The sequence below is a fragment of the Streptomyces sp. NPDC055400 genome (assembly GCF_053644375.1).
Genome location: NZ_JBSHLM010000016.1, coordinates 197,234 through 217,716, shown reverse-complemented (window position 1 = coordinate 217,716; position 20,483 = coordinate 197,234). Strand labels below are relative to the sequence as shown.

General features: G+C 71.6%; 20 protein-coding genes. 18 read left to right on the top strand and 2 right to left on the bottom strand.

Annotated elements, in window-relative coordinates; all coding sequences use genetic code 11:
* Window positions 1-241 precede the first annotated feature (241 nt).
* The 4 genes from ACWIGU_RS35065 (at window position 242) to ACWIGU_RS35050 (ending at window position 5,447) form a co-directional block, all read left to right on the top strand.
* Window positions 242-1,033, top strand: a complete 792-nt coding sequence (locus ACWIGU_RS35065; RefSeq protein ID WP_356289439.1) for an MIP/aquaporin family protein — start codon at window positions 242-244, stop codon at window positions 1,031-1,033.
* A 60-nt stretch (window positions 1,034-1,093) separates the two neighbouring features.
* On the top strand, window positions 1,094-2,638 hold the full coding sequence (gene glpK / locus ACWIGU_RS35060; protein ID WP_356289437.1) for a glycerol kinase GlpK: 1,545 nt from the start codon (window positions 1,094-1,096) through the stop codon (window positions 2,636-2,638).
* A gap of 3 nt (window positions 2,639-2,641) precedes the next feature.
* Window positions 2,642-4,264: an FAD-dependent oxidoreductase gene (locus tag ACWIGU_RS35055; RefSeq protein WP_454405707.1), complete on the top strand. Its 1,623-nt coding sequence runs from the start codon at window positions 2,642-2,644 to the stop codon at window positions 4,262-4,264.
* A gap of 124 nt (window positions 4,265-4,388) precedes the next feature.
* Window positions 4,389-5,447 carry an LLM class flavin-dependent oxidoreductase gene (locus ACWIGU_RS35050; RefSeq protein WP_454405705.1) on the top strand — a complete coding sequence of 353 codons (1,059 nt, stop codon included), beginning with the start codon at window positions 4,389-4,391 and terminating at the stop codon, window positions 5,445-5,447.
* 71 nt (window positions 5,448-5,518) lie between these two features.
* Here the strand turns inward: ACWIGU_RS35050 and ACWIGU_RS35045 are convergent, their stop codons facing one another.
* Window positions 5,519-6,055 (bottom strand): MarR family winged helix-turn-helix transcriptional regulator, encoded by a 537-nt coding sequence (locus ACWIGU_RS35045; RefSeq protein WP_376257173.1) that lies wholly within the window; start codon window positions 6,053-6,055, stop codon window positions 5,519-5,521.
* A 78-nt stretch (window positions 6,056-6,133) separates the two neighbouring features.
* Between ACWIGU_RS35045 and ACWIGU_RS35040 the strand changes: the two genes are divergently transcribed.
* On the top strand, window positions 6,134-6,658 hold the full coding sequence (locus tag ACWIGU_RS35040) for a TetR/AcrR family transcriptional regulator (protein WP_454405704.1): 525 nt from the start codon (window positions 6,134-6,136) through the stop codon (window positions 6,656-6,658).
* Window positions 6,659-6,803: 145 nt separating this feature from the next.
* Here ACWIGU_RS35040 and ACWIGU_RS35035 read toward each other — a convergent pair whose 3' ends face one another.
* Window positions 6,804-8,168, bottom strand: a complete 1,365-nt coding sequence (locus ACWIGU_RS35035) for an MFS transporter (RefSeq protein WP_454405703.1) — start codon at window positions 8,166-8,168, stop codon at window positions 6,804-6,806.
* Between the two features lie 299 nt (window positions 8,169-8,467).
* Here ACWIGU_RS35035 and ACWIGU_RS35030 point away from each other — a divergent pair, with 299 nt between their 5' ends.
* The 13 genes from ACWIGU_RS35030 to ACWIGU_RS34970 all read left to right on the top strand — a co-directional run bounded on the left by ACWIGU_RS35030 (window position 8,468) and on the right by ACWIGU_RS34970 (window position 20,457).
* Window positions 8,468-9,952 carry an aldehyde dehydrogenase gene (locus ACWIGU_RS35030; RefSeq protein WP_454405702.1) on the top strand — a complete coding sequence of 495 codons (1,485 nt, stop codon included), beginning with the start codon at window positions 8,468-8,470 and terminating at the stop codon, window positions 9,950-9,952.
* 24 nt (window positions 9,953-9,976) lie between these two features.
* On the top strand, window positions 9,977-10,921 hold the full coding sequence (locus ACWIGU_RS35025; protein WP_454405701.1) for a VOC family protein: 945 nt from the start codon (window positions 9,977-9,979) through the stop codon (window positions 10,919-10,921).
* Entirely contained in the window at window positions 10,918-11,715 is a 798-nt protein-coding gene (locus ACWIGU_RS35020; protein ID WP_454405700.1) for an aspartate dehydrogenase domain-containing protein, read from the top strand. The genes ACWIGU_RS35025 and ACWIGU_RS35020 overlap by 4 nt, the downstream gene beginning before the upstream one ends.
* Window positions 11,712-12,491, top strand: a complete 780-nt coding sequence (locus ACWIGU_RS35015; protein WP_454405699.1) for an alpha/beta fold hydrolase — start codon at window positions 11,712-11,714, stop codon at window positions 12,489-12,491. Before ACWIGU_RS35020 ends, ACWIGU_RS35015 begins: the two co-directional genes overlap by 4 nt.
* Before the next feature lie 10 nt (window positions 12,492-12,501).
* Entirely contained in the window at window positions 12,502-13,023 is a 522-nt protein-coding gene (locus tag ACWIGU_RS35010; RefSeq protein ID WP_389526572.1) for a cupin domain-containing protein, read from the top strand.
* On the top strand, window positions 13,016-13,768 hold the full coding sequence (locus ACWIGU_RS35005) for an SDR family oxidoreductase (protein ID WP_454405698.1): 753 nt from the start codon (window positions 13,016-13,018) through the stop codon (window positions 13,766-13,768). The genes ACWIGU_RS35010 and ACWIGU_RS35005 overlap by 8 nt, the downstream gene beginning before the upstream one ends.
* A 28-nt stretch (window positions 13,769-13,796) precedes the next feature.
* Window positions 13,797-14,579 carry an SDR family oxidoreductase gene (locus ACWIGU_RS35000; protein WP_454405697.1) on the top strand — a complete coding sequence of 261 codons (783 nt, stop codon included), beginning with the start codon at window positions 13,797-13,799 and terminating at the stop codon, window positions 14,577-14,579.
* A gap of 10 nt (window positions 14,580-14,589) precedes the next feature.
* Window positions 14,590-16,218, top strand: a complete 1,629-nt coding sequence (locus ACWIGU_RS34995) for a thiamine pyrophosphate-binding protein (protein WP_454405696.1) — start codon at window positions 14,590-14,592, stop codon at window positions 16,216-16,218.
* A 15-nt stretch (window positions 16,219-16,233) separates the two neighbouring features.
* The gene (locus ACWIGU_RS34990; protein ID WP_454405694.1) at window positions 16,234-17,178 is read left to right on the top strand and encodes a PDR/VanB family oxidoreductase; all 945 of its coding nucleotides are present in this window, start codon (window positions 16,234-16,236) and stop codon (window positions 17,176-17,178) included.
* Window positions 17,179-17,198: 20 nt separating this feature from the next.
* On the top strand, window positions 17,199-17,423 hold the full coding sequence (locus tag ACWIGU_RS34985; protein WP_454405693.1) for a recombinase-like helix-turn-helix domain-containing protein: 225 nt from the start codon (window positions 17,199-17,201) through the stop codon (window positions 17,421-17,423).
* Between the two features lie 4 nt (window positions 17,424-17,427).
* On the top strand, window positions 17,428-18,426 hold the full coding sequence (locus ACWIGU_RS34980) for a Rieske 2Fe-2S domain-containing protein (RefSeq protein WP_454405692.1): 999 nt from the start codon (window positions 17,428-17,430) through the stop codon (window positions 18,424-18,426).
* Between the two features lie 135 nt (window positions 18,427-18,561).
* Complete coding sequence (locus ACWIGU_RS34975) at window positions 18,562-19,233, top strand: FadR/GntR family transcriptional regulator (RefSeq protein ID WP_454405691.1); 672 nt, start codon at window positions 18,562-18,564, stop codon at window positions 19,231-19,233.
* Window positions 19,234-19,416: 183 nt separating this feature from the next.
* Window positions 19,417-20,457 carry a PAC2 family protein gene (locus ACWIGU_RS34970; RefSeq protein WP_454405690.1) on the top strand — a complete coding sequence of 347 codons (1,041 nt, stop codon included), beginning with the start codon at window positions 19,417-19,419 and terminating at the stop codon, window positions 20,455-20,457.
* Window positions 20,458-20,483 lie beyond the last annotated feature (26 nt).

The window sequence follows — 20,483 nt, the reverse complement described above, 5'->3', positions numbered from 1 at the left end:
ACACGCAACCGATAACCCGACCCGATCAATAACGATCGAGTTTTCGACGACAGAAACCATTGACTAGTGAGTAACCCCGGGGTGAGACTCGCGTCCATCGGTCGGCATTGTCGAACACCTACCGGCAACAGGCGTTAGAGTGTGGCAAGCCAGGGCCGAAAACGCCCTCACCTGAGGGCGCGAACCACCGGAGAGGGACCCGGGGTTCGGCTTCCCTGGACGAAGGACAAAGGAGTCGCGGGTGTCCAGCTCCGACATCTTCATCGGCGAGACCATCGGTACCGCCGTACTCATCCTGCTGGGCGGTGGCGTGTGCGCCGCCGTCACGCTGAAGAACTCAAAGGCGCGCAACGCCGGCTGGCTCGCGATCACCTTCGGGTGGGGCTTCGCCGTACTGACCGGCGCCTACCTGGCGGGGGGCGTGTCAGGCGCCCACCTGAACCCGGCGGTCACCATCGGTCTCGCCATCGAGGGCGGCACCAAGTGGAGCGATGTTCCGCTCTACCTGGGCTCGCAGCTCCTGGGCGCGATGATCGGCGCCCTGCTGGTCTGGGCGACGTACTACGGCCAGTTCCGCGCACATCTGACCGACCCGGAGATCCTCGCCGCCCCGCCGGCCGAGGAAGGCATGATCCAGGAGAAGGTCTCGCCCAAGGCGGGCCCGGTGCTCGGCATCTTCTCGACCGGTCCCGAGATCCGGAACGTGGCGCAGAACCTCGTCACGGAGATCATCGCCACGGTCGTGCTCGTCCTGGCCATCCTCACGCAGGGCCTCAACGACGGAGGCAACGGCCTGGGCGTCCTCGGCGCCATGGTCACCGCGTTCGTCGTGGTCGGCATCGGCCTCTCCCTCGGCGGGCCCACGGGCTACGCGATCAACCCGGTCCGCGACCTCGGACCCCGCATCGTGCACTCCCTGCTGCCCCTGCCGAACAAGGGCGGCTCCGACTGGACGTACGCCTGGATCCCGGTCGCCGGCCCGCTCATCGGCGGCGCCATAGCGGGCGGTCTCTACAACATCGCCTTCAAGTAGGCGACCGACCCCCTACGCACCCTCCGCCAGAGCCGCACCGAGAACTTCCAGGAGCAGACCGTGACCGACGCACACACCGCGGGCCCGTTCATCGCAGCGATCGACCAGGGCACCACCTCCAGCCGTTGCATCGTGTTCGACAAGGACGGCCGGATCGTCTCCGTCGACCAGAAGGAGCACGAGCAGATCTTCCCGAAGCCGGGCTGGGTCGAGCACAACGCGACCGAGATCTGGACCAACGTCCAGGAGGTCGTCGCCGGGGCCGTCACGAAGGCCGGCATCACCCGGGACGACATCAAGGCCATCGGCATCACCAACCAGCGCGAGACGACGCTGCTGTGGGACAAGAACACGGGTGAGCCCGTCCACAACGCCATCGTCTGGCAGGACACCCGCACCGACGCCCTGTGCAAGGAACTCGGGCGCAATGTGGGCCAGGACCGCTTCCGCCGCGAGACGGGCCTCCCGCTGGCCTCCTACTTCGCCGGCCCCAAGGCCCGCTGGCTGCTCGACAACGTCGAGGGCCTGCGCGAGCGCGCCGAGGCGGGCGACATCCTCTTCGGCACCATGGACACCTGGGTCATCTGGAACCTGACGGGCGGTGTCAACGGCGGCCACCACGTCACCGACGTCACCAACGCCTCCCGCACCATGCTGATGAACCTCCACACCATGGAGTGGGACGCGAAGATCGCCGAGTCCATCGGCGTCCCGCTGGCCATGCTGCCGGAGATCCGCTCCTCCGCCGAGGTGTACGGCGAGGTCAGCGGCGGCCCTCTCGGCGACCTCCTCGGCGGCATTCCCGTCGCGTCCGCGCTCGGCGACCAGCAGGCGGCCCTGTTCGGCCAGACCTGTTTCTCCGAGGGCGAGGCCAAGTCGACGTACGGCACCGGCACCTTCCTGCTGATGAACACCGGCGACAAGCCCGTCAACTCGTACAACGGCCTGCTGACCACCGTCGGCTACCGCATCGGCGACCAGAAGGCGGTCTACGCCCTGGAGGGCTCGATCGCCGTCACCGGTTCGCTGGTGCAGTGGATGCGCGACCAGATGGGCCTGATCTCCACCGCCGCCGAGATCGAGACGCTGGCGTCGTCGGTCGAGGACAACGGCGGCGCGTACTTCGTGCCGGCCTTCTCCGGTCTGTTCGCCCCGTACTGGCGCTCCGACGCCCGCGGTGTGATCGCCGGCCTGACCCGGTACGTCACCAAGGCGCACCTCGCGCGCGCCGTGCTCGAGGCCACCGCCTGGCAGACCCGTGAGATCACCGACGCCATGACGAAGGACTCCGGCGTCGAGCTCGCGGCGATCAAGGTCGACGGCGGCATGACCTCCAACAACCTGCTGATGCAGACGCTCTCGGACTTCGTGGACGCCCCTGTGGTGCGCCCGATGGTCGCCGAGACCACCTGCCTCGGTGCCGCCTACGCCGCCGGTCTCGCCGTCGGCTTCTGGTCCTCGACCGACGAGCTGCGCGCCAACTGGCGCAGGGCCGCCGAATGGACCCCCAACATGGCCGCGGAGAAGCGCGACCGTGAGTACAAGAGCTGGCTCAAGGCCGTTGAACGCTCCATGGGCTGGCTCGACGAAAGTGGCGAGGAGTAAGACATGACCACCCTGCAGAGCGTCCCTGCCCTCGGGACGCATCCGGCCGCCGGCTCGACTGCGTCGTTCAAAGCAGCGAGCCGCGCCGAGACCCGGGAGCAGCTCTCCAAGGCGCAGTACGACCTCCTGGTGATCGGCGGCGGAATCCTGGGCATCTCCACCGCCTGGCATGCCGCGCAGTCGGGACTGCGGGTGGCCCTGGTGGACGCCGGCGACTTCGCCGGCGCCACCTCCTCCGCCTCCTCCAAGCTCCTCCACGGCGGTCTGCGCTACCTGCAGACCGGCGCGGTGAAGCTCGTGGCGGAGAACCACTTCGAGCGGCGTGCGGTGTCGCGTCAGGTGGCACCGCACCTCGCCAACCCGCTCACCTTCTACCTGCCCGTCTACAAGGGCGGCCCGCACGGCGCCGCGAAGCTGGGCGCGGGCGTGTTCGCGTACAGCGCCCTGTCGGCGTTCGGTGACGGTGTCGGGCACCTGCTCTCCCCCGCGAAGGCACAGCAGGACGTGCCCGAGCTGCGGACGGAGAACCTCAAGGCCGTGGCCGTGTACGGCGACGACCAGATGAACGACGCGCGCATGGCCCTGATGACGGTCCGCGCGGCCGTCGACTCCGGCGCCGTGGTCCTCAACCACGCCGAGGTCACGGGCCTGCGCTTCACCCGGGGCCGGGTCACGGGCGCGGACCTCAAGGACCGCGTCGACGGCGAGGAGTTCGGCGTGAACGCACGGCTCGTGCTGAACGCGACCGGGCCCTGGGTCGACCACCTGCGCGCCATGGAGGACCCGAAGGCGGCCCCCTCCATCCGCCTCTCCAAGGGCGCGCACCTCGTCCTCAAGCGCACCTCCCCGTGGAAGGCCGCGCTCGCGACGCCGATCGACAAGTACCGCATCACGTTCGCTCTGCCGTGGGAGGACATGCTGCTCCTCGGCACGACCGACGAGGAGTACGAGGGTGACCCGCGCGACGTGTCGGTCACCGAGAAGGACACCGACCAGATACTCGACGAGGCGGCCTTCTCGGTACGGGACCAGCAGCTGAAGCGGGATCTGATCACGTACTCGTTCGCCGGTCTGCGGGTGCTGCCCGGCGGGCCCGGCGACACGTCCAAGGCCAAGCGCGAGACGGTCGTCACCGAGGGCCGCGGCGGCATGCTGTCCGTCGCCGGCGGCAAGTGGACGACGTTCCGCCACATCGGCCGCACGGTGATGAAGAAGCTGGAGTCACTGCCGGGCCACCCGCTGGGCGAGGACTTCGAGCCGGTCAAGGAGCTGCCGAAGCGGATGCCGCTGCCGGGTGTCGCCAACCCGCGCGCCGTCGCGCACCGCCTCCTGGTCGACAACCCGGCCCCGGGTCCGCGCATGGCGGCCGACACGGCCAGGCACCTGGCCACGCACTACGGTTCGCTGGCCTTCGACATCGCGCGGATGGCCAACGAGAACCCGGAGCTCGGCGAGCGGGTCCACCCGGACGCCCCGGAGATCTGGGCGCAGGTCGCCTACGCCCGCGACCACGAGTGGGCCGAGACGGCGGACGACGTGCTGCGTCGCCGCACCACGCTGACGATCCGCGGCCTGGCCACGGACGACGTGCGCGCCAAGGTCCAGGACGTGCTCGACAAGAAGTAGGCACCCCTGGATTCACGTGACTTGAGGGGCGGCGCCCACGGGGGGTGCCGCCCCTCTCGCCTGTCCCGGTGCGCTGCCATGCCGCGTACATACGCCCGCAATGCCCGGGCGCGAGAGTGGGGGCATGAAGTTCCAGGTCCTGTCGATCATCGGCCATGCGCCGCACCCCCTCACCGGTGAACTCCCCTCCGCCGCCGACCGGTTGACGCAGGTCGTCGACGTCGGTGTCGCGGCGGAGGAGTTCGGCTTCGACGCGTACGCGGTCGGCGAGCGGCACGCGGGGGCATTCCTGTCGTCGAGCCCGACGGTGGTCCTCGGCGCGCTGGCCGCCCGTACCTCCCGCATCAAGCTGCTGACCGGCGTGACGGTCGTCGCGATCCTCGATCCGGTACGGGTCGCCGAGGACTACGCCACGTTGGACCAGCTCTCTCGCGGTCGCGTCGAGTTGGTGATCGGCAAGGGCGCCGAGGCCGGCCACTTCGACCTCTTCGGGCTCGACGAGGAGCGGCAGTGGGACCTCCAGAGGGAGAAGTACGAGCTCCTTCGGCGGCTGTGGAGCGAGGAAGGCGTCGACTGGGAGGGCGAGTTCAGGCCCGCCCTGAAGAACGTGACGACGGTGCCGCGCCCGTACGACGGACTGCCGCGCGTGTGGCACGGCTCGGCGACCTCGCTCAACTCCCCCGAGCTGGCGGCCCGGCACGGCGATCCGCTGTTCACGGCCAACGCCATCCAGCCGCGGGCGGCCTACGCGAAGCTCATCGACCACTACCGGGAGCGGTTCGAGGCGTACGGGCACGACCCGGCGCGGGCGCACGTCGCGGCGGGCTCGGGCGGCCTGCTCATCGCGGACTCGCACGAGCGGGCGGTGGCGCGCTTCAAGGAGCTGTACGAGGCGAAGGTCGCGCAGTCCTTCAAGCCGCACCTGGAGGGCAGGGCGGGGTACAACACGCCGTTCCGCACGATCGAGGACGCCATCGCGGACGGGCCCCAGCTGATCGGTTCGCCGCAGCAGATCATCGACAAGATCCTCGGCTACCACGAGGTGTACCGGCACGACCTCCAGTCGGTCACCGTCGACACCTTCGGGCAGGGGACGGGCGAGCAGGTCGAGACGCTCCAGCGGTTCGCCGAGGAGATCGCGCCGGTGGTCAGGAGAGAGGCGCCCAGCTCCCTGTGGGAGTGAGCGCTGCCCCCGTTCCGGGAAGCCGCATCGTCGCCAGGAAACCGCTTCGTCGCCCGGAAACCGCTTCGTCGCTATGAAGCCGCTTCGTCCGGGGTGTCGGACGCGAGGATGGAGTTCTCCAGCTTGCGCAGGAGCCGCGCGAGCTGGCGGCGCTCCGCAGGGGAGAGCTCGCCGAGCATCCGGCGTTCGTTGTCGAGGTGCTCGGTGAAGACCTCGTCGACCTTGGCGAGCCCCTCGTCCGTGAGCCGCGAGTAGACGACCCTGCGGTCGCCGGCGTCGCGCTCCCGGACGATCAGGCCGTCCTTCTCCAGGCGGTCTATGCGCAGGGTGACCCCGGCCGACGAGACGAGCCCCTGGTCGGCGAGCTGCCCCGCGGTCAGGCGGTACGGCTCGCCGGAGCGGCGCAGCGCGGTCAGCACGTCGAATCCGGCGACGGAGAGGCCGTGCCGCTCTATCGAGGCGATGAGCTTGGTGTTGTACCGCAGGAACGAGCGGTGCAGCCGGGCGAGGACCTCCAGTGGGGTCGTGTCCAGCTCGGGCCGCTCACGCGCCCAGTCCTCGATGACCTCCGCCACGGCGTCACGCCGTGCCGCCTTCCGTTCAGCCATCCCCGTCCCCTCGGCCGCTCCCGGGCGCGACGCGATGTCCTACGCCCCTGAAAATCCTACCCCTGAAGCGATCGGGGGGTGGAAGCGCGTCGGGCGAAGAGGCGGATCACGGCGATCGCCACCCGGCGGAGGTCGAGGAGGAGTTTCCACGCGTCGTCCGGCGGCGCTGATCCGCTCGGGATTCAGTCATCCCCCAGTGCCGAGCTGCTGTCCACGATCCTCGACCGGCACGTGAGCGAGCCCCTGCGGCGGCTGCTCGGTGACTGCGACGCGGCGGACGCGCGGATCGCCATGATCCGCAGCATTCTCTTCGGCGTGATCATGGAGCGCTGTCTGTTCGCCCACGAACCGGCCGCGTCGGTGCCGACGGACACGCTGAAACCCGTCCTCGCGGACGTCCTGACAGCGGCGCTGACCGGGCGGATCCCGCAGCGGCAGGTCCCGGAACTGCAGGCCCAGGAGCCCCCGGTCCCGGAAGCGCAGGTCGCCCCGGAGCCGGACCCCCGTTCCGGGCGAGCAGCGGCAACTCGCCGCGCTGCTGCGCGGTCTGGGACGGTCGATGACGGCAGGACAGGGCTGAGCCCGCACCGCGGGACAGGCTGAGCCGACACCCAGGGGCAGAGCTGAGCCCGCACCGCGGGACAGGCTGAGCCCGCACCGCGATACAGGACTGAACCCGCACCCCGAACACGCGAACGGCGCCGGCCCCCTCGCGCGGGAGAACCGGCGCCGAACATCCAGACCACCGTCAGGAGTTGAGCTCCTCCAGTGTCTTGCCCTTCGTCTCCACCGCGAACAGCGCGATCACCGCACCCACCAGGGCGACCGCGGCGAGCTGGGCGAAGACAAGCGTGAGGCTGCCGCCCCCGCCGATGATCGCGCCGACCGTGATCGGGCCCAGGATGACGCCGAGGCGGTTCCACAGGCCGCCGAACGCGGCGCCCTTGGCGCGGTTGCGCGTCGGGTACAGCTCGGGTGAGTAGAGGTAGAGGCCCGCGTTGATGGCGTACACGAAGAACGTCGTGCAGGAGGCGAAGATCGCGACCTGGCTGCCCGACGTCACGCCGACCAGGGCGAGCGTCGCGAGGGTGAACGTGGTGCCGCCGAGCGCGGCCACGAGGGCGGGGCGCCGGCCCACGCGGTCGATGACGAGGGCGACGACGAGGGTGCCGAGGAGTCCCGTCACATTGCTGAGCAGCGTGTAGACGAGCGCGGTGGTCAAGTCGAGCCCGAAGTTCTTGGTGTAGAGCGACGGCAGCCAGGTGGAGATGCCGTGGTTGACGTAGTACGCGACGAACCAGAGCCCGGAGACCACGGTCGTGCGGCGCAGGTAGCGGCCGGTGAACAGCTCGCGCAGGCGCCCCCGGGAGGTCTCCTCCGCCCGGTCCGCGGCCGGTTGCGGCAGGGGCTCCCCGGTGGCGGCGGCGACCTCCTCCTCGATCCGCGCGATGGCCCGCTCGGCCTCCTCGGTGCGGCCCTGGGAGAGCAGCCACCGCGGTGATTCGGCGACGTACCTGGGCAGGGCGGCGGCGAGCAGGACGGGCAGGGCGCCGATCACGAACATCGCGCGCCAGCCGAGGTTCGGCACCACCCACACGGCGACGAGGGTGGCCGCGGCCAGACCGGCCGGGAAGATCATCTCGTAGATCAGGACGAAGCGTCCGCGTTTGTCGGAGCGGGCGATCTCGTTGATGTACGTGGCCGCCACGGGGACGACGCCGCCGATGCCGAGGCCCTGGACGAAGCGGAAGAGCGAGAAGAGCTCGATGCCGTTCGAGAAGGCCACGGCGAGGCTCCCGAGCGCGGTGACGGCGACGCCGAGGGCGACGGTCCGCACCCGGCCGATCCGGTCGCCCAGCCAGCCGGCGACGAGGGCGCCCAGGAGCATGCCCACGGAGCCGGTTGTGACCGCGAAGGTGGCCTGGCCCGTGCTCAGGTGCCAGTCCTTGATCAGGACGGGCAGCGCGGACGCGGCAAGGAGCTGGTCGAACGCCTCGAAGAACGTCACGGCGCCGATCAGGAACCGGACCTTCACGTGCCAGCGGGATTGCGGGAGTCGTTCGAGCCGGGCTGCTATCGAGCCGAGGCCTGGCTTGCCGGCCACAGTCGTCATGAGGGGGTCCTTCCGCGACAACGCGAACAGAGGAGTTGCGCAGACACTAGGAGGACTTATCTAAGCGGTCAATGATTAATGACTTAGATACATCGGAAGTGACCTCACCGTCACCCTCACGAAACCGACCTCGGACACCGTCGCGCGACGACTTCGCCGCAAGGTCTTGCGGGAAGATACTTAAGCGCTTAGATTTCTAGCACTGAGCAAGCCGACGTGCGCAACCCATGTGAGCGAGCGCCTCGGTGAGCCCAACTCCCCCGCACCCGTTGGCCGTAGACCGCCTGGAGGTCCCGCCCGTGCCTCACCACCCCACCGACATCCTGATCGCGGGCCAGTGGCGACGCGGCGCGGGCGAACCGGTCGAGACCGTCGACCCGGCGACCGGAGAGGTGCTCGTCACCGTCCACTGCGCGTCCGCGGACGAGGTCGACGAAGCCGCCCGGGCCGCCGCGCTCGCCGTGGCCGACCCGGCCTGGCGCGACCTCCTCCCCCACCAGCGGGCCCGGCTTCTCCACCGCATCGCCGAGCTGACCGAAGAGGCCGCCGGTGAGCTCGCGGCCCTCCAGACCGCCGACACCGGCAAGACCCTCACCGAGACGAAGGCCCTCGCGCTCAGCGCGGCCGGCACCTTCCGGTACATGGCGGCCGCCCTGGAGACGGCCGAGGAGACCATCACCCCGTCCCGCGGCCCGTACGTGACGATGAGCGTGTACGAGCCGATCGGAGTCGTCGGCGCGATCAACCCCTGGAACTCGCCGGTCGCCAGCGACGCGCAGAAGATCGCGCCCGCCCTCGCCGGCGGCAACGCCGTCCTGCTCAAGCCCGCCGCCTGGACCCCGCTGGTCTCCCTCGCGCTCGGGCGCCTCATCCACCGGGCGCTCGGCGAACTCGGCCTGCCCACCGCCCTGCTGTCGGTCCTGCCCGGCAGCGGCCGGATCGTCGGGGACGCGATCGTGCACCACCCCCTGGTGACCCGGATCGACTTCACCGGCGGCACGGAGACCGGCCGGTCCATCGCGGCGGTGGCGGCCTCGAAGCTGATCCCCGCCTCCCTCGAACTCGGCGGCAAGTCGCCGACGATCGTGCGCGCGGACGCGGACGTCGAGCAGGCCCTGGCGGGCGTGATGTTCGGGATCTTCTCGTCCAGCGGCCAGTCGTGCATCGCCGGTTCGCGGCTCTTCGTCGCACGCGAGATCTACGACAGCTTCGTCGGCGAACTCGTCGAGCGGGTGCGCAAGTTGCGCGTCGGTCCCGGCACGGACCCCGGCACCCAGGTCGGACCGCTGGTCCACCACCGGCACCGGGACTCCGTCGCCGCCTATGTCGATCTGGCCCGCTCCGAGGGCGCCCGGGTGTTGTGCGGCGGCCGGGCGCCCGAGGGCGACACCTACCGGGACGGCGCGTACTACCTGCCCACCGTCCTCGACGGGCTCCCCAACACCTCACGGACCTGCCAGGAGGAGATCTTCGGGCCCGTCCTGGTCGCCCTGCCCTACGACGACGAGGACGACCTGGTCCGCCAGGCCAACGACTCCGTCTACGGGCTCGCCTGCGGGATCTGGACCCGTGACCACCGGGCCGCGTGGCGCCTGGCCCGCCGGATCGAGGCGGGGACGGTCTGGATCAACACGTACAAGCAGTTCAGCGCCTCCACCCCGTTCAGCGGGATGAAGGACAGCGGTCTCGGTACGGAGAAGGGCCGCGACGCCATCCGCGCCTACCAGCGCCAGAAGTCCCTGTACTGGGGCACTTCGGACGCGCCCCTGCCCTGGGCCAACTGACCGCCCCGTCGTCTGGAGACACTCATGCCCCACCCATCGCCAGGACCCGTCGCCCGCCTGCGCTCCCTGCGCTACGTCGAGCTGCTCACCCCCGCCTTCACCGAGGCCGCCGACTTCTACGAGGAGGTCTGGGGCCTGCGGACCGTCGAGGCGGAGCGCGGCGCGGCGGCCTGGCTGCGCGGCACCGGCGAGGAGCACCACGTCCTGCACCTCACCCGCGCGGACCGCACGGGGCTCGGCCGGCTCGCGTTCGCCGTCGCCACGCCCGCCGAGGTCGACGAGGCGGCCCGGCGCCTGGAGGCCCGCGGGATCACCCCGGTCTTCGGCCCCGGACCGCTCGACCAGGTCGGCGGCGGCTACGGCCTGCGCTTCACCGACCCCGAGCGGCGGCTCGTGGAGATCAGCGCGCAGGTCGAGGCGGTCGCGCCGCGCGGCAGGGACGCCGCCGTCCCCGTCGGCGTCACACACGCCGTCCTGAACACCGCCGACATCGACGCCTCCGTCGCGTTCTACTGCGACGTCCTCGGCCTGCGCGTCTCCGACTGGTCCGAGCACCAGATGGCGTTCCTGCGCTGCAACGCCGACCACCACTGCATCGCGTTCAACCAGGCCGAGTGGGCTTCCCTCAACCATGTGGCGTACGAGATGAGTTCGGTCGACCACTTCATGCGCGGGCTCGGCCGGCTCAGGCACCACGGCATCGACCCGCAGTGGGGGCCGGGCCGCCACGGCCCCGGCAACAACACCTTCTCCTACTTCACCGACCCGTCCGGGCTCGTGTGCGAGTACACGTCCGAGGTCGCGCAGATCGTCGAGGACGCCTGGATCGCGCGGGTGTGGCGGCGCGTGCCCGAGCTGTCCGACCTGTGGGGCACGGCGGGCCCGCCGTCGAAGGAGATCCGCTGTCACATGGCCGGCACGCCCGACCCCGGCCCGCTCACATCTGTCTCCCAGGAGGTCCCCGCATGAGCACGGTACGCAAGGTGGGGCTCGTCGGCTGGGGCGCGATCGGCCGCGTCGTCGGCACCGCACTCGCCGAACAGCACGTCCCCGGGGCCGAGTTGACGTGCATCATCGACAACCGTCCCCTGGGCGACACGGCGCCCGCGCCCCAGCGGACCTTCGACGAGGCCCTGGAGTGCTGCGACCTGATCGTCGAGGCGGCCGGGCAGGGCGTCGTACGGGAGTGGGGTGAGCGGGTCCTCGCCTCCGGCACCGACCTGCTCGTCGCGTCGACCGGGGCGCTGACCGACGACGAGCTGGCCAAGCGGCTGCTCGCGGCGGGCCCCGGCCGGGTGTACTTCACCGGCGGCGCGGTCGGCGGCCTCGACCTCCTCCAGGCGGTGCGCTCGCTGGGCCCCCTCGACGAGGTGCGGCTCACCACCACCAAGCTGCCGTCCACCCTCGAACAGCCCTGGATGGACGAGGAGCTGCTGTCCAGGCTGCGGACGGCGACCGGGCCCGTCGAGGTCATGTCCGGCACGGCGCGCGACATCCCCGTGAAGTTTCCCAAGTCGACGAACGTGGCCGCCTCGGTCGCCCTCGCCGTCGGCGACCTGGACGCTGTGCGGGTCCGGGTCGTCGCCGACCCGGGCGCCCGCCACACGCGGCACGTCGTCGAGGCGTCCGGCGCGCACGGCGCGTACCGCTTCGACGTCGCGCACCTGCCGGACCCGGGCAACCCCGCGACCAGCCAGGTCGTGCCGTACGCGGTGCTGCGCAGCCTGGCGGCGCTGGCCGGGCGGACGGGTCAGATCCTGTGAGCGCCGTCCATGTCGAGGAGGCGGGCGACCACGGCCCCCTGCTGCTGTGCCTGCACGGCATCGGCTCCTCGTCGGCGGCGTTCGCCCCGCAGCTCGCCGAGCTGTCCGCGTACGCGCGGGTCGTGGCCTGGGACGCGCCCGGCTACGCCAAGTCGCCGGATCCGGAAGGGCCGTTGGACCTGGACGGGTTCACGGACGCGGCGGCCGGGGTCATCCGGGAGCGCGGCGGACGCGCGCACGTCCTCGGTGTCTCCTGGGGCGGGGTGATCGCGCTGCGGCTCGCGGCCCGCCACCCGGATCTGGTCGAGTCGCTCATCGTCGCCGACTCCAGCGCGGGCTCCGGCACCGACCCCGCCAAGGCCGAGGGCATGCGAGCGCGGGCAGCCGAGCTGGCCGAGCTCGGCCCTCGCGCCTTCGCCGAGAAGCGCGGGCCGCGGCTCGTGTCCGGCGGGGCGCCCGAGGAACTCGTACAGCGCGTCGTCGACACCATGGCCTCTTCCGTGCGGCTGCCCGGCTACGCCTACGCCGCCGAGTCCATGGCCTGCGCCGACCTGCGGGCCGAGCTGCCCGGGATCGCCGCGCCCGCGCTCGTCCTGTGCGGCGAGCAGGACCGGGTCACCGGCGTCGAGGCCTCCCAGGTCATCGCCGGCGCCCTCCACAAGACCGCCTACGTGATCGTCAAGGACGCCGGTCACCTGGCCAACCAGGAACAGCCCGAGCGGTTCAACGCCTGGGTCCTGTCCCACCTCCGCATCACCGCCCGCATCCCCGAGTAGGAGTCCAGCCATGCCTCTGACCACCACCGACTACGACAACGGCAGCGACCTCGGCAAGTACACCGACTCGCTCATCGCCACCAAGGAGTCCCGCGTCGCGGACTTCAACACGCTCTCCTTCCAGGAGAAGGCGGGCCCGCAGTACCGCCGCGGCCAGATCCGCTACGTCGGCTCCGGCGCCACCGGCAACCACGAGAGCGACTCCCGGATCATCCCGTCCGGCGGCTTCACCTTCTCCAACATGCTGCTCCCGCCCGGCGCCGAGGGCCCCGAGCACACCCACCACGACGTCGAGGAGGCCTTCTTCGTCCTGGAGGGCCAGGTCCGCGTCGGCATCCACCGCGGCGCCGACGAGGTCGAGTACCGCACCCTCGGCTACCGCGACATGATCGTCGTCCCGGCGGGCGTGGCCCGGTCCCTGAAGAACGAGGGCGACACCGACGCCCTGTTCTGCGTCGTCATCGGCACGCAGAAGCCGCAGGTCCCGACGTACCCGGAGCACTCGCCGATGCACGGTGTCACCCGTGACTGACCCCTCAGGGGGCGCCGGCACCGTCGTCGTCACCGGGGCGGGCCGTGGCCTGGGACTGGCCATGGCCCGCCGGGCCGCCGAGGACGGCTTCCGCGTCGTGGTCGCCGAGCTCGACACCGAACGCGGGACCCACGCGGTCGAGGGACTGCGCGGTGACGGGCTCGACGCCCACTTCGTGCGCTGCGACGTGGCCGACCCCGAGTCGGTCGACGAACTCGCCGGTCGCGTACGGGGATTGGGTCCGTTGTACGGCCTGATCAACAACGCGGCTCTCGCCAACGGCGTCGGCGGCAAGGAGTTCCAGGACATCGACGTCGAGGTGTGGGACCGCCTGATGACGGTCAACGCCCGCAGCCCCTGGCTGGTGTCGAAGGCCCTGTACCCGCTCTTCGGCTCGCCGGGCCGGATCGTGAACGTCGCCTCGGACGCCGCGCTCTACGGCTCGCCCCGCCTCGCCCACTACATCGCCTCGAAGGGCGCGGTCATCGCGCTGAGCCGGGCGATGGCCAGGGAACTCGGCGACAAGGGCATCACGGTCAACGCGGTCGCGCCCGGCCTCACCGAGTGCGAGGCCACCGAGACCGTCCCCGAGGAACGGCATGAGCTGTACCGCTCGGGCCGGGCCATCTCGCGGCCGCAGGAGCCCGGCGACCTCATCGGTCTCGTCGCCTTCCTGCTCGGCGAGGAGTCCCGCTATCTCACCGGACAAGTGATCGCCGTCAACGGCGGCTTCACGATGCACTGACCCAACTGATTCACAGGAGAGCAGAGTTATGGATCTGGGCCTCGCCGACCGGACCGTCCTGGTCACCGGCGGCAGCTCGGGCGTCGGCCTGGCCACGGTCCGCGCCCTTCTGGACGAGGGCGCGCGCGTCGCGACCTGCGGCCGTGACGCCGACCGCCTCGCGAAGGCGGCGGCGCGCCTCGGCAGCGACCGCCTCCTGACGGGCGTCTGCGACGTGCGGGACGCGACGGCCGTACGGGACTTCGTGCGGCATGCCGCCGACACCTTCGGTGGCCTCGACGGGCTCGTCAACAACGCGGGCCAGTCCCGCATGAAGCGCCTCGACGAGTCGACCGCCGAGGACTGGCGCGACGAGCTGGAGCTGAAGTTCTCCGGCGTCCTCAACCCGCTGCACGCCGCCCGCCCGCACCTCGCCGCCTCGGACGCCGCGTCCGTCGTGAACGTCAACGCGGTTCTCGCCAAGCAGCCCGAGACCCGGCTGATCACGACGAGCGCCGCCCGCGCCGGCATCCTCAACCTCTCCAAGTCCCTCGCCACCGAGCTCGCCCCCGAGGGGATCCGCGTCAACTCGGTCTGCCTCGGCCTCGTCGACACCGGCCAGTGGACCCGCCGGCACGCCGCCGCGGAGTCCGGGCTCTCCTACGAGGACTGGCAGGCGGAGCTCGCCGCCGACCGCGGGATCGCGCTCGGCCGGCTCGGCCGGGCCGAGGAGGTCGCGTACGCGATCGTCGCGCTGCTCTCGCCGCGTGCCTCGTACATCACCGGAACCAGCATCGACGTCTGCGGCGGAGTCGGCCGCTCCATCCTCTGAGGAGACCACCATGCGTTACGACACCGGAGGCGATCTCCTCGTCGCCGTACTGCGGGAACTGGGGATCGACACGGTCTTCGGGATCGTCAGCGTGCACAACCTGCCGCTCGTCGAGGCCGTCGACCGCGAGCTGCGGTTCGTGCCCGTGCGCCACGAGGCGTCCGCCGTCAACGCGGCCGACGCCTACGGCAGGGCCCGCGGCACGCTCGGCTGCGCCCTCACCTCGACCGGGACGGGCGCGGGCAACGCGGCCGGCTCCCTGATCGAGGCGCTGGCGTCCGGCACGTCCGTCCTGCACATCACCGGGCAGGTGGAGTCGGAGTTCCTGGGCAGCGGGCGCGGTTTCATCCACGAGACCAAGGACCAGCTGGGCATGCTGTCGGCGGTCTCCAAGTACGCCGCGACCGTGCCGTCCGCCGACGCGGCGGGCCGCGTCCTGCGCGAGGCGGCCCGCGCCGCGCTCACCGCACCCGGCGGCCCCGCGAGCGTGGAGTGGCCGGTCGACCTCCAGTACGCGGCCCAGACCGACACCGCCGGTGAGGAGTTCGCAAAGGCCGCCGTGCCCGCGCCCGGTGACGACGAACTCGCCGCCGCGGGCGCCCTGCTGGCCCGGGCCGAGCGCCCGGTGATCTGGGCCGGTGGCGGTGCCACGCGCGCCCGTACCCAACTCGCGGACCTGCTCGCCGCGACCGGCGCCGCTCTCCTGACGTCGAACTCCGGCCGTGGCGCCGTCCCCGAGGACCACCCGCAGGTCGTCGGCAACTTCGCGACGACGCCGGCCGGGCGGGCCCTGCTCGCCGACGCCGACGTGCTGCTCACGGTCGGCACCCACTTCCGGTCCAACGAGACAGCCGACTACGGCCTCCAGCTCCCCGCGGCCCACATCCAGATCGACCTGGACGCGGCCGCGCTCGGCCGCGTGTACCCGGCCCGGCACGCGCTCCACGGCGACGCCGCCGGCGTACTGGAGCGGCTCCTCCCGTACGCGAAGCCCGCCGAGCCGGGCTGGACGGCGCGGGTCACCGCTGTCCGCGACGACGTGCGTGCCACCCTGCACGACAACATCGGCCCGCAGGCCGCCATCTGCGACGCGATCCGGGCCGCGCTCCCGCGCGAGGCCGTCGTCGCCCGCGACGTCACCATCCCGTCGAGCAGCTGGGGCAACCGGCTCCTCGACATGTACGACCCGCGCGACAACGTCTTCCCGCGTGGGGGCGGCATCGGGCAGGGCCTCGGCATGGGCATCGGCGCCGCGCTCGCGAGGCCCGACGCGCCCACGGTCGTCATCGCCGGTGACGGCGGGCTCGCCGTGCACCTCGGCGAGCTGCTCACCCTCGCCCAGGAGCGCCCGCGCCTCACCCTCCTCGTGTTCAACGACGGCGGCTACGGCGTCCTGCGCAACATGCAGGACCGGCACAGCGACCGGCGCTCCGGCGTCGACCTCGCCACGCCCGACTTCGAACTCCTCGCCCGGGCCTGCGGGTTGCCGTATCTGCGGATCGCGGCTGCCGAGCACGCCGAGCCCGTCATCTGCGAGGCCGTCGCCTCCGAGGGGCCGACGCTCGTCGAGGTCGACCTCGCGTCGCTCGGCCCGATGAAGAACCCGTTCACCCCGCCCGTGAAGATCCCCACCGCGTAGGGAGGCCCCGCAGCCATGACCGCAACCGACGAGACCCTCCTGGACCTCCTCGTACACCGCATGACCTGGGAGGCCGACGGCGTCCTGTCCGTCGAACTGACCCACCCGGACGGCAAGCCCCTGCCCGCGTGGGAGCCCGGCGCGCACCTCGATGTCCACGTGGGCGGGCAGGTCCGCCAGTACAGCCTGTGCTCGGACCCCCGCACCCCGGCGTCGTACCGCATCGGTGTCCTCGACGAGCCGTCGTCACGCGGGGGTTCGCGCCATGTGCACACGAAGCTGCGTCCCGGCGGGCGGGTCACCGTGTCGGCGCCGCGCAACCACTTCGCGCTCGAGGACGCGCCGGGCTACGTCTTCGTCGCGGGCGGCATCGGTGTGACGCCGATCCTCGCCATGGCCCGTGAGGCCGCGCGCCGGGGCGCCGCGTGGCGCATGGTGTACGGAGGTCGCAGCCGTGCGTCGATGGCGTTCGTCGACGAACTCACCGCGCTGGGCGGCGATCTGACGGTGGTGCCGCAGGACGAGCAGGGCCACATCGACCTCGCGTCCGCTCTCGCCGGGCTGCCGGACGGGACGCTCGTCTACTGCTGCGGTCCCGAGCCGCTGCTCGCCGCCGTCGAGGCCCTCTGTCCCGCGGACCGGCTGCGCGTCGAGCGGTTCGCGGCCCCGGTCGTCGAGCGCTCCGCGGACGACGAGGGCTTCGAGGTCGAGTGCCGCACCTCCGGGCTCACTCTCACGGTCGGCGCCGACACCTCGATCCTGGAGGCGGCGGAGGCGGCAGGTCTGGACGTGACCAGCTCCTGCCGCGACGGGATCTGCGGGTCCTGCGAGACCCGGGTCCTCGACGGCACGCCCGACCACCGCGACTTCCTGCTCTCCGATGCCGAGCGGGCCGCGGGCGCCTCGATGATGATCTGCGTCTCGCGCTGCGCCTCCGGCCGCCTGGCCCTCGACCTGTAACCCCTTCCCTGGAGGCACGTGTGACCACCACCTGGCCGTACCTGGACGTCCACCAGTCCCGTACGCACGAACCCACCCCCTACGAGTACAAGCTGGCCGCCACCCTCGAAGAGGTCTTCACCAAGGACGGCCACGAACTCACCGATGTCATCCACGGGCTGAACGCCCGTCAGGTCCACGCCCCCGACGGCGCCCCGTGGACCGAGGACTCGTTCCGCGCCGAGATGCAGCGACTGGGAGCGTGACCTGATGACCGCCGACCACATCTACGCGACGGGCCTGCGCAACCAGTGGCACCCCGTCGTGCCGTCCTCGTTCGTCGCGCCCGGCGCCATGCGCAAGGTGACCGCACTCGGCGAGCAGTGGCTGCTGTTCCGCCGCTCCGACGGCACGCTGTCCATGCTCGCGGACCGCTGTCCGCACCGCGGCGCGCCCCTGTCGCTCGGCAAGCACCTCGGCGACCGGGTGGCGTGCTGGTACCACGGCGTCGAGGTCGAGGGCGACGGCACCGTCTCCTCGGTGCCCGGCCTGCCCGGCTGCAATCTGGAGGGCAAGAAGCTCGTCAGGTCGCTGCCGGTGCGCGAGGCCGGCGGCGCGATCCTCGCCTACTTCGGCGACGAACAGCACCCGGAACCGGCCGAGTTGACGCTCCCCGAGCCGCTCACCGACCCCGGCACCGACGCGATCCTGTGCTACGCGGAGTGGGACGTGCCGTGGCGCTACGCCGTCGAGAACCTCCTCGACCCGATGCACGGCGCCTTCCTGCACCACGACTCGCACACCATGTACGACGGTGACACCACCGCCAAGTTCCGCATCCGGGAGACCGACCGGGGCTACTTCTTCGAGAAGACCGACCAGCGGGGCGTCAACTTCGACTGGGTCGAGCTGTGCCACACCGGCATCGACTGGGTCGACCTGTCGATCCCGTACCCGCCGTCGGCCGGCCCCGGCGGCCCGTTCGGCATCGTCGGCATGGTCTGCCCGGTCGACGAGCAGCGCTGCGGCGTCTTCTTCTGGCGCTACCGCCGGGTCGAGGGCTGGCAGCGCGACACCTGGCGTTTCCTCTACAGGACCCTCATCGAGGAGCGCCACTGGGAGGTGCTCGAACAGGACCGCGTGATGCTGGAGGCCATGCCGGCGGACGCCGACCAGCGCGAGAACCTCTACCAGCACGACCTGGGCGTGGTGCGCCTGCGCCGGATGTACCGGGCGGCCGCGCAGGCCCAGGCGGGCACCGCGGGCTGACGTCCGGGCGCGGTGCCGGTCCGAGTACGCCGGCCCCGGCACCGCGCGCCCCTCACTACCCACATAATGGGCCGATACATCGGAGGTATCGGTGCTCCAGACGGTGGCGCTCCGACCGAGGACAGGGAGGCCGCCATGGCTGTCACCGACGAGGCCATCGAGAAGATCAAAGGCATGATCGTCTCCGGCGCCCTGCGCCCGGGCGACCGCCTCCCGAAGGAGAGCGAACTCGCCGCCGACCTCGGCCTCTCCCGCAACTCCCTGCGCGAGGCCGTCCGCGCCCTGTCCCTCATCCGCATCCTCGACGTGCGGCAGGGCGACGGGACGTACGTCACGAGCCTCGACCCCCAACTCCTCCTCGAAGCCCTGAGTTTCGTCGTGGACTTCCACCGCGACGACACCGTCCTCGAATTCCTCGCGGTGCGCCGCATCCTGGAGCCGGCCGCGACCGCGATGGCCGCGACGCGGATCGACGAGGCGCGGCTCGACACGCTCGCGGCCCAGCTCGACGCGCTCGGGCCCGCGCCCTCGGTGGAGGAACTCGTCGCCTCCGACCTGGAGTTCCACCGCGGAATCGTGCAGAGCTCGGGCAACTCGGTCCTGTGCTCGCTCCTCGACGGCCTGTCCGGCCCGACGACCCGGGCCCGCGTCTGGCGTGGCCTGACGCAGGAGGACGCGGTCAGCCGGACCCTGCACGAGCACCGGGCGATCCTGGCGGCGCTGCGCGACGGTGACGCGGAGGCGGCCCGGTCGTGGGCGACGGTGCACATCGCGAGCGTGGAGCAGTGGCTGCGCTCGACGCTCTGACACGGGTTCCGCTACGGGCGTGAAAGGGGAGTGCGAGGGCGGATCGTGGGGCAGTGATCCGGTCACTCCCCCGTACAAGGGGGCTGCGGATGGCCCTCTCGGACGCCGTAAGGTGGGCAGGTACGCGATGGGGGTACCTCCCAGGCCGTCAGGGCACTGGGGGACGTCGGAAGGAGGCGCTGGGTGATCGAGCTCGAGGGGGTTCCCGAGCTGGTCGACCCGGTCATGGTGGCCGCGTTCGAAGGCTGGAACGATGCCGGTGACGCCGCCTCCGCCGCGGTCGCGCATCTCGACAAGGAGTGGAAGGGCGAGGTGTTCGCGGCACTCGACGCCGAGGACTACTACGACTTCCAGGTCAACCGGCCGACGGTGTGGCTCGACGGCGGCGTGCGCAAGATCACCTGGCCGACGACCCGGCTCTCCGTGGTCAGGGTCGGCGGCGACAAGCCGCGCGACCTGGTCCTGGTCCGGGGCATCGAGCCGTCGATGCGGTGGCGTTCGTTCTGCAACGAGCTGCTCGGGTTCGCGCACGAGCTGGGCGTCGAGCTGGTCGTCATCCTGGGCGCGCTGCTCGGCGACACCCCGCACACACGGCCCGTACCGGTCAGCGGCGTCACGTCCGACGCGGACCTGGCGCGCACCATGGACCTGGAGGAGACCAAGTACGAGGGTCCGACGGGCATCGTCGGCATCCTCCAGGAGGCCTGCACACACGCGGGCGTCCCCGCGGTCTCCCTGTGGGCGGCGGTGCCGCACTACGTGTCGCAGCCGCCGAACCCGAAGGCGACGCTGGCGCTGCTCAACCGGCTGGAGGACCTGATCGACCTGCGCATCCCGCTGGGCGAGCTGGCCGAGGACTCCCGGGCGTGGCAGCTGGGCGTGGACCAGCTGGCGGCGGAGGACAGCGAGGTCGCCGAGTACGTGCAGTCGCTGGAGGAGGCCCGGGACACGGCGGAGCTTCCCGAGGCGTCCGGCGAGGCGATCGCCCGTGAGTTCGAGCGCTATCTGCGGCGCAGGGACGGCGGCGGCCCTCCGGGCGGTCCGGCCGGCCACGCGACGGACGGCGGCGACACGGCGCCGTACCTGCGGGACACCCCGAGCGAGCGCACCCGGCCGCCGCGGCCCCCGCGCCCCGATCCGGGCACGGACACCCCCGGCGGGACGGGGGACACGGACACGTCCCCGGACTCCGGGGACGATTCCTCCGAGGACTCGCCGGAGTAGGGCGACGACGGCTCAGCAGGGGCGGT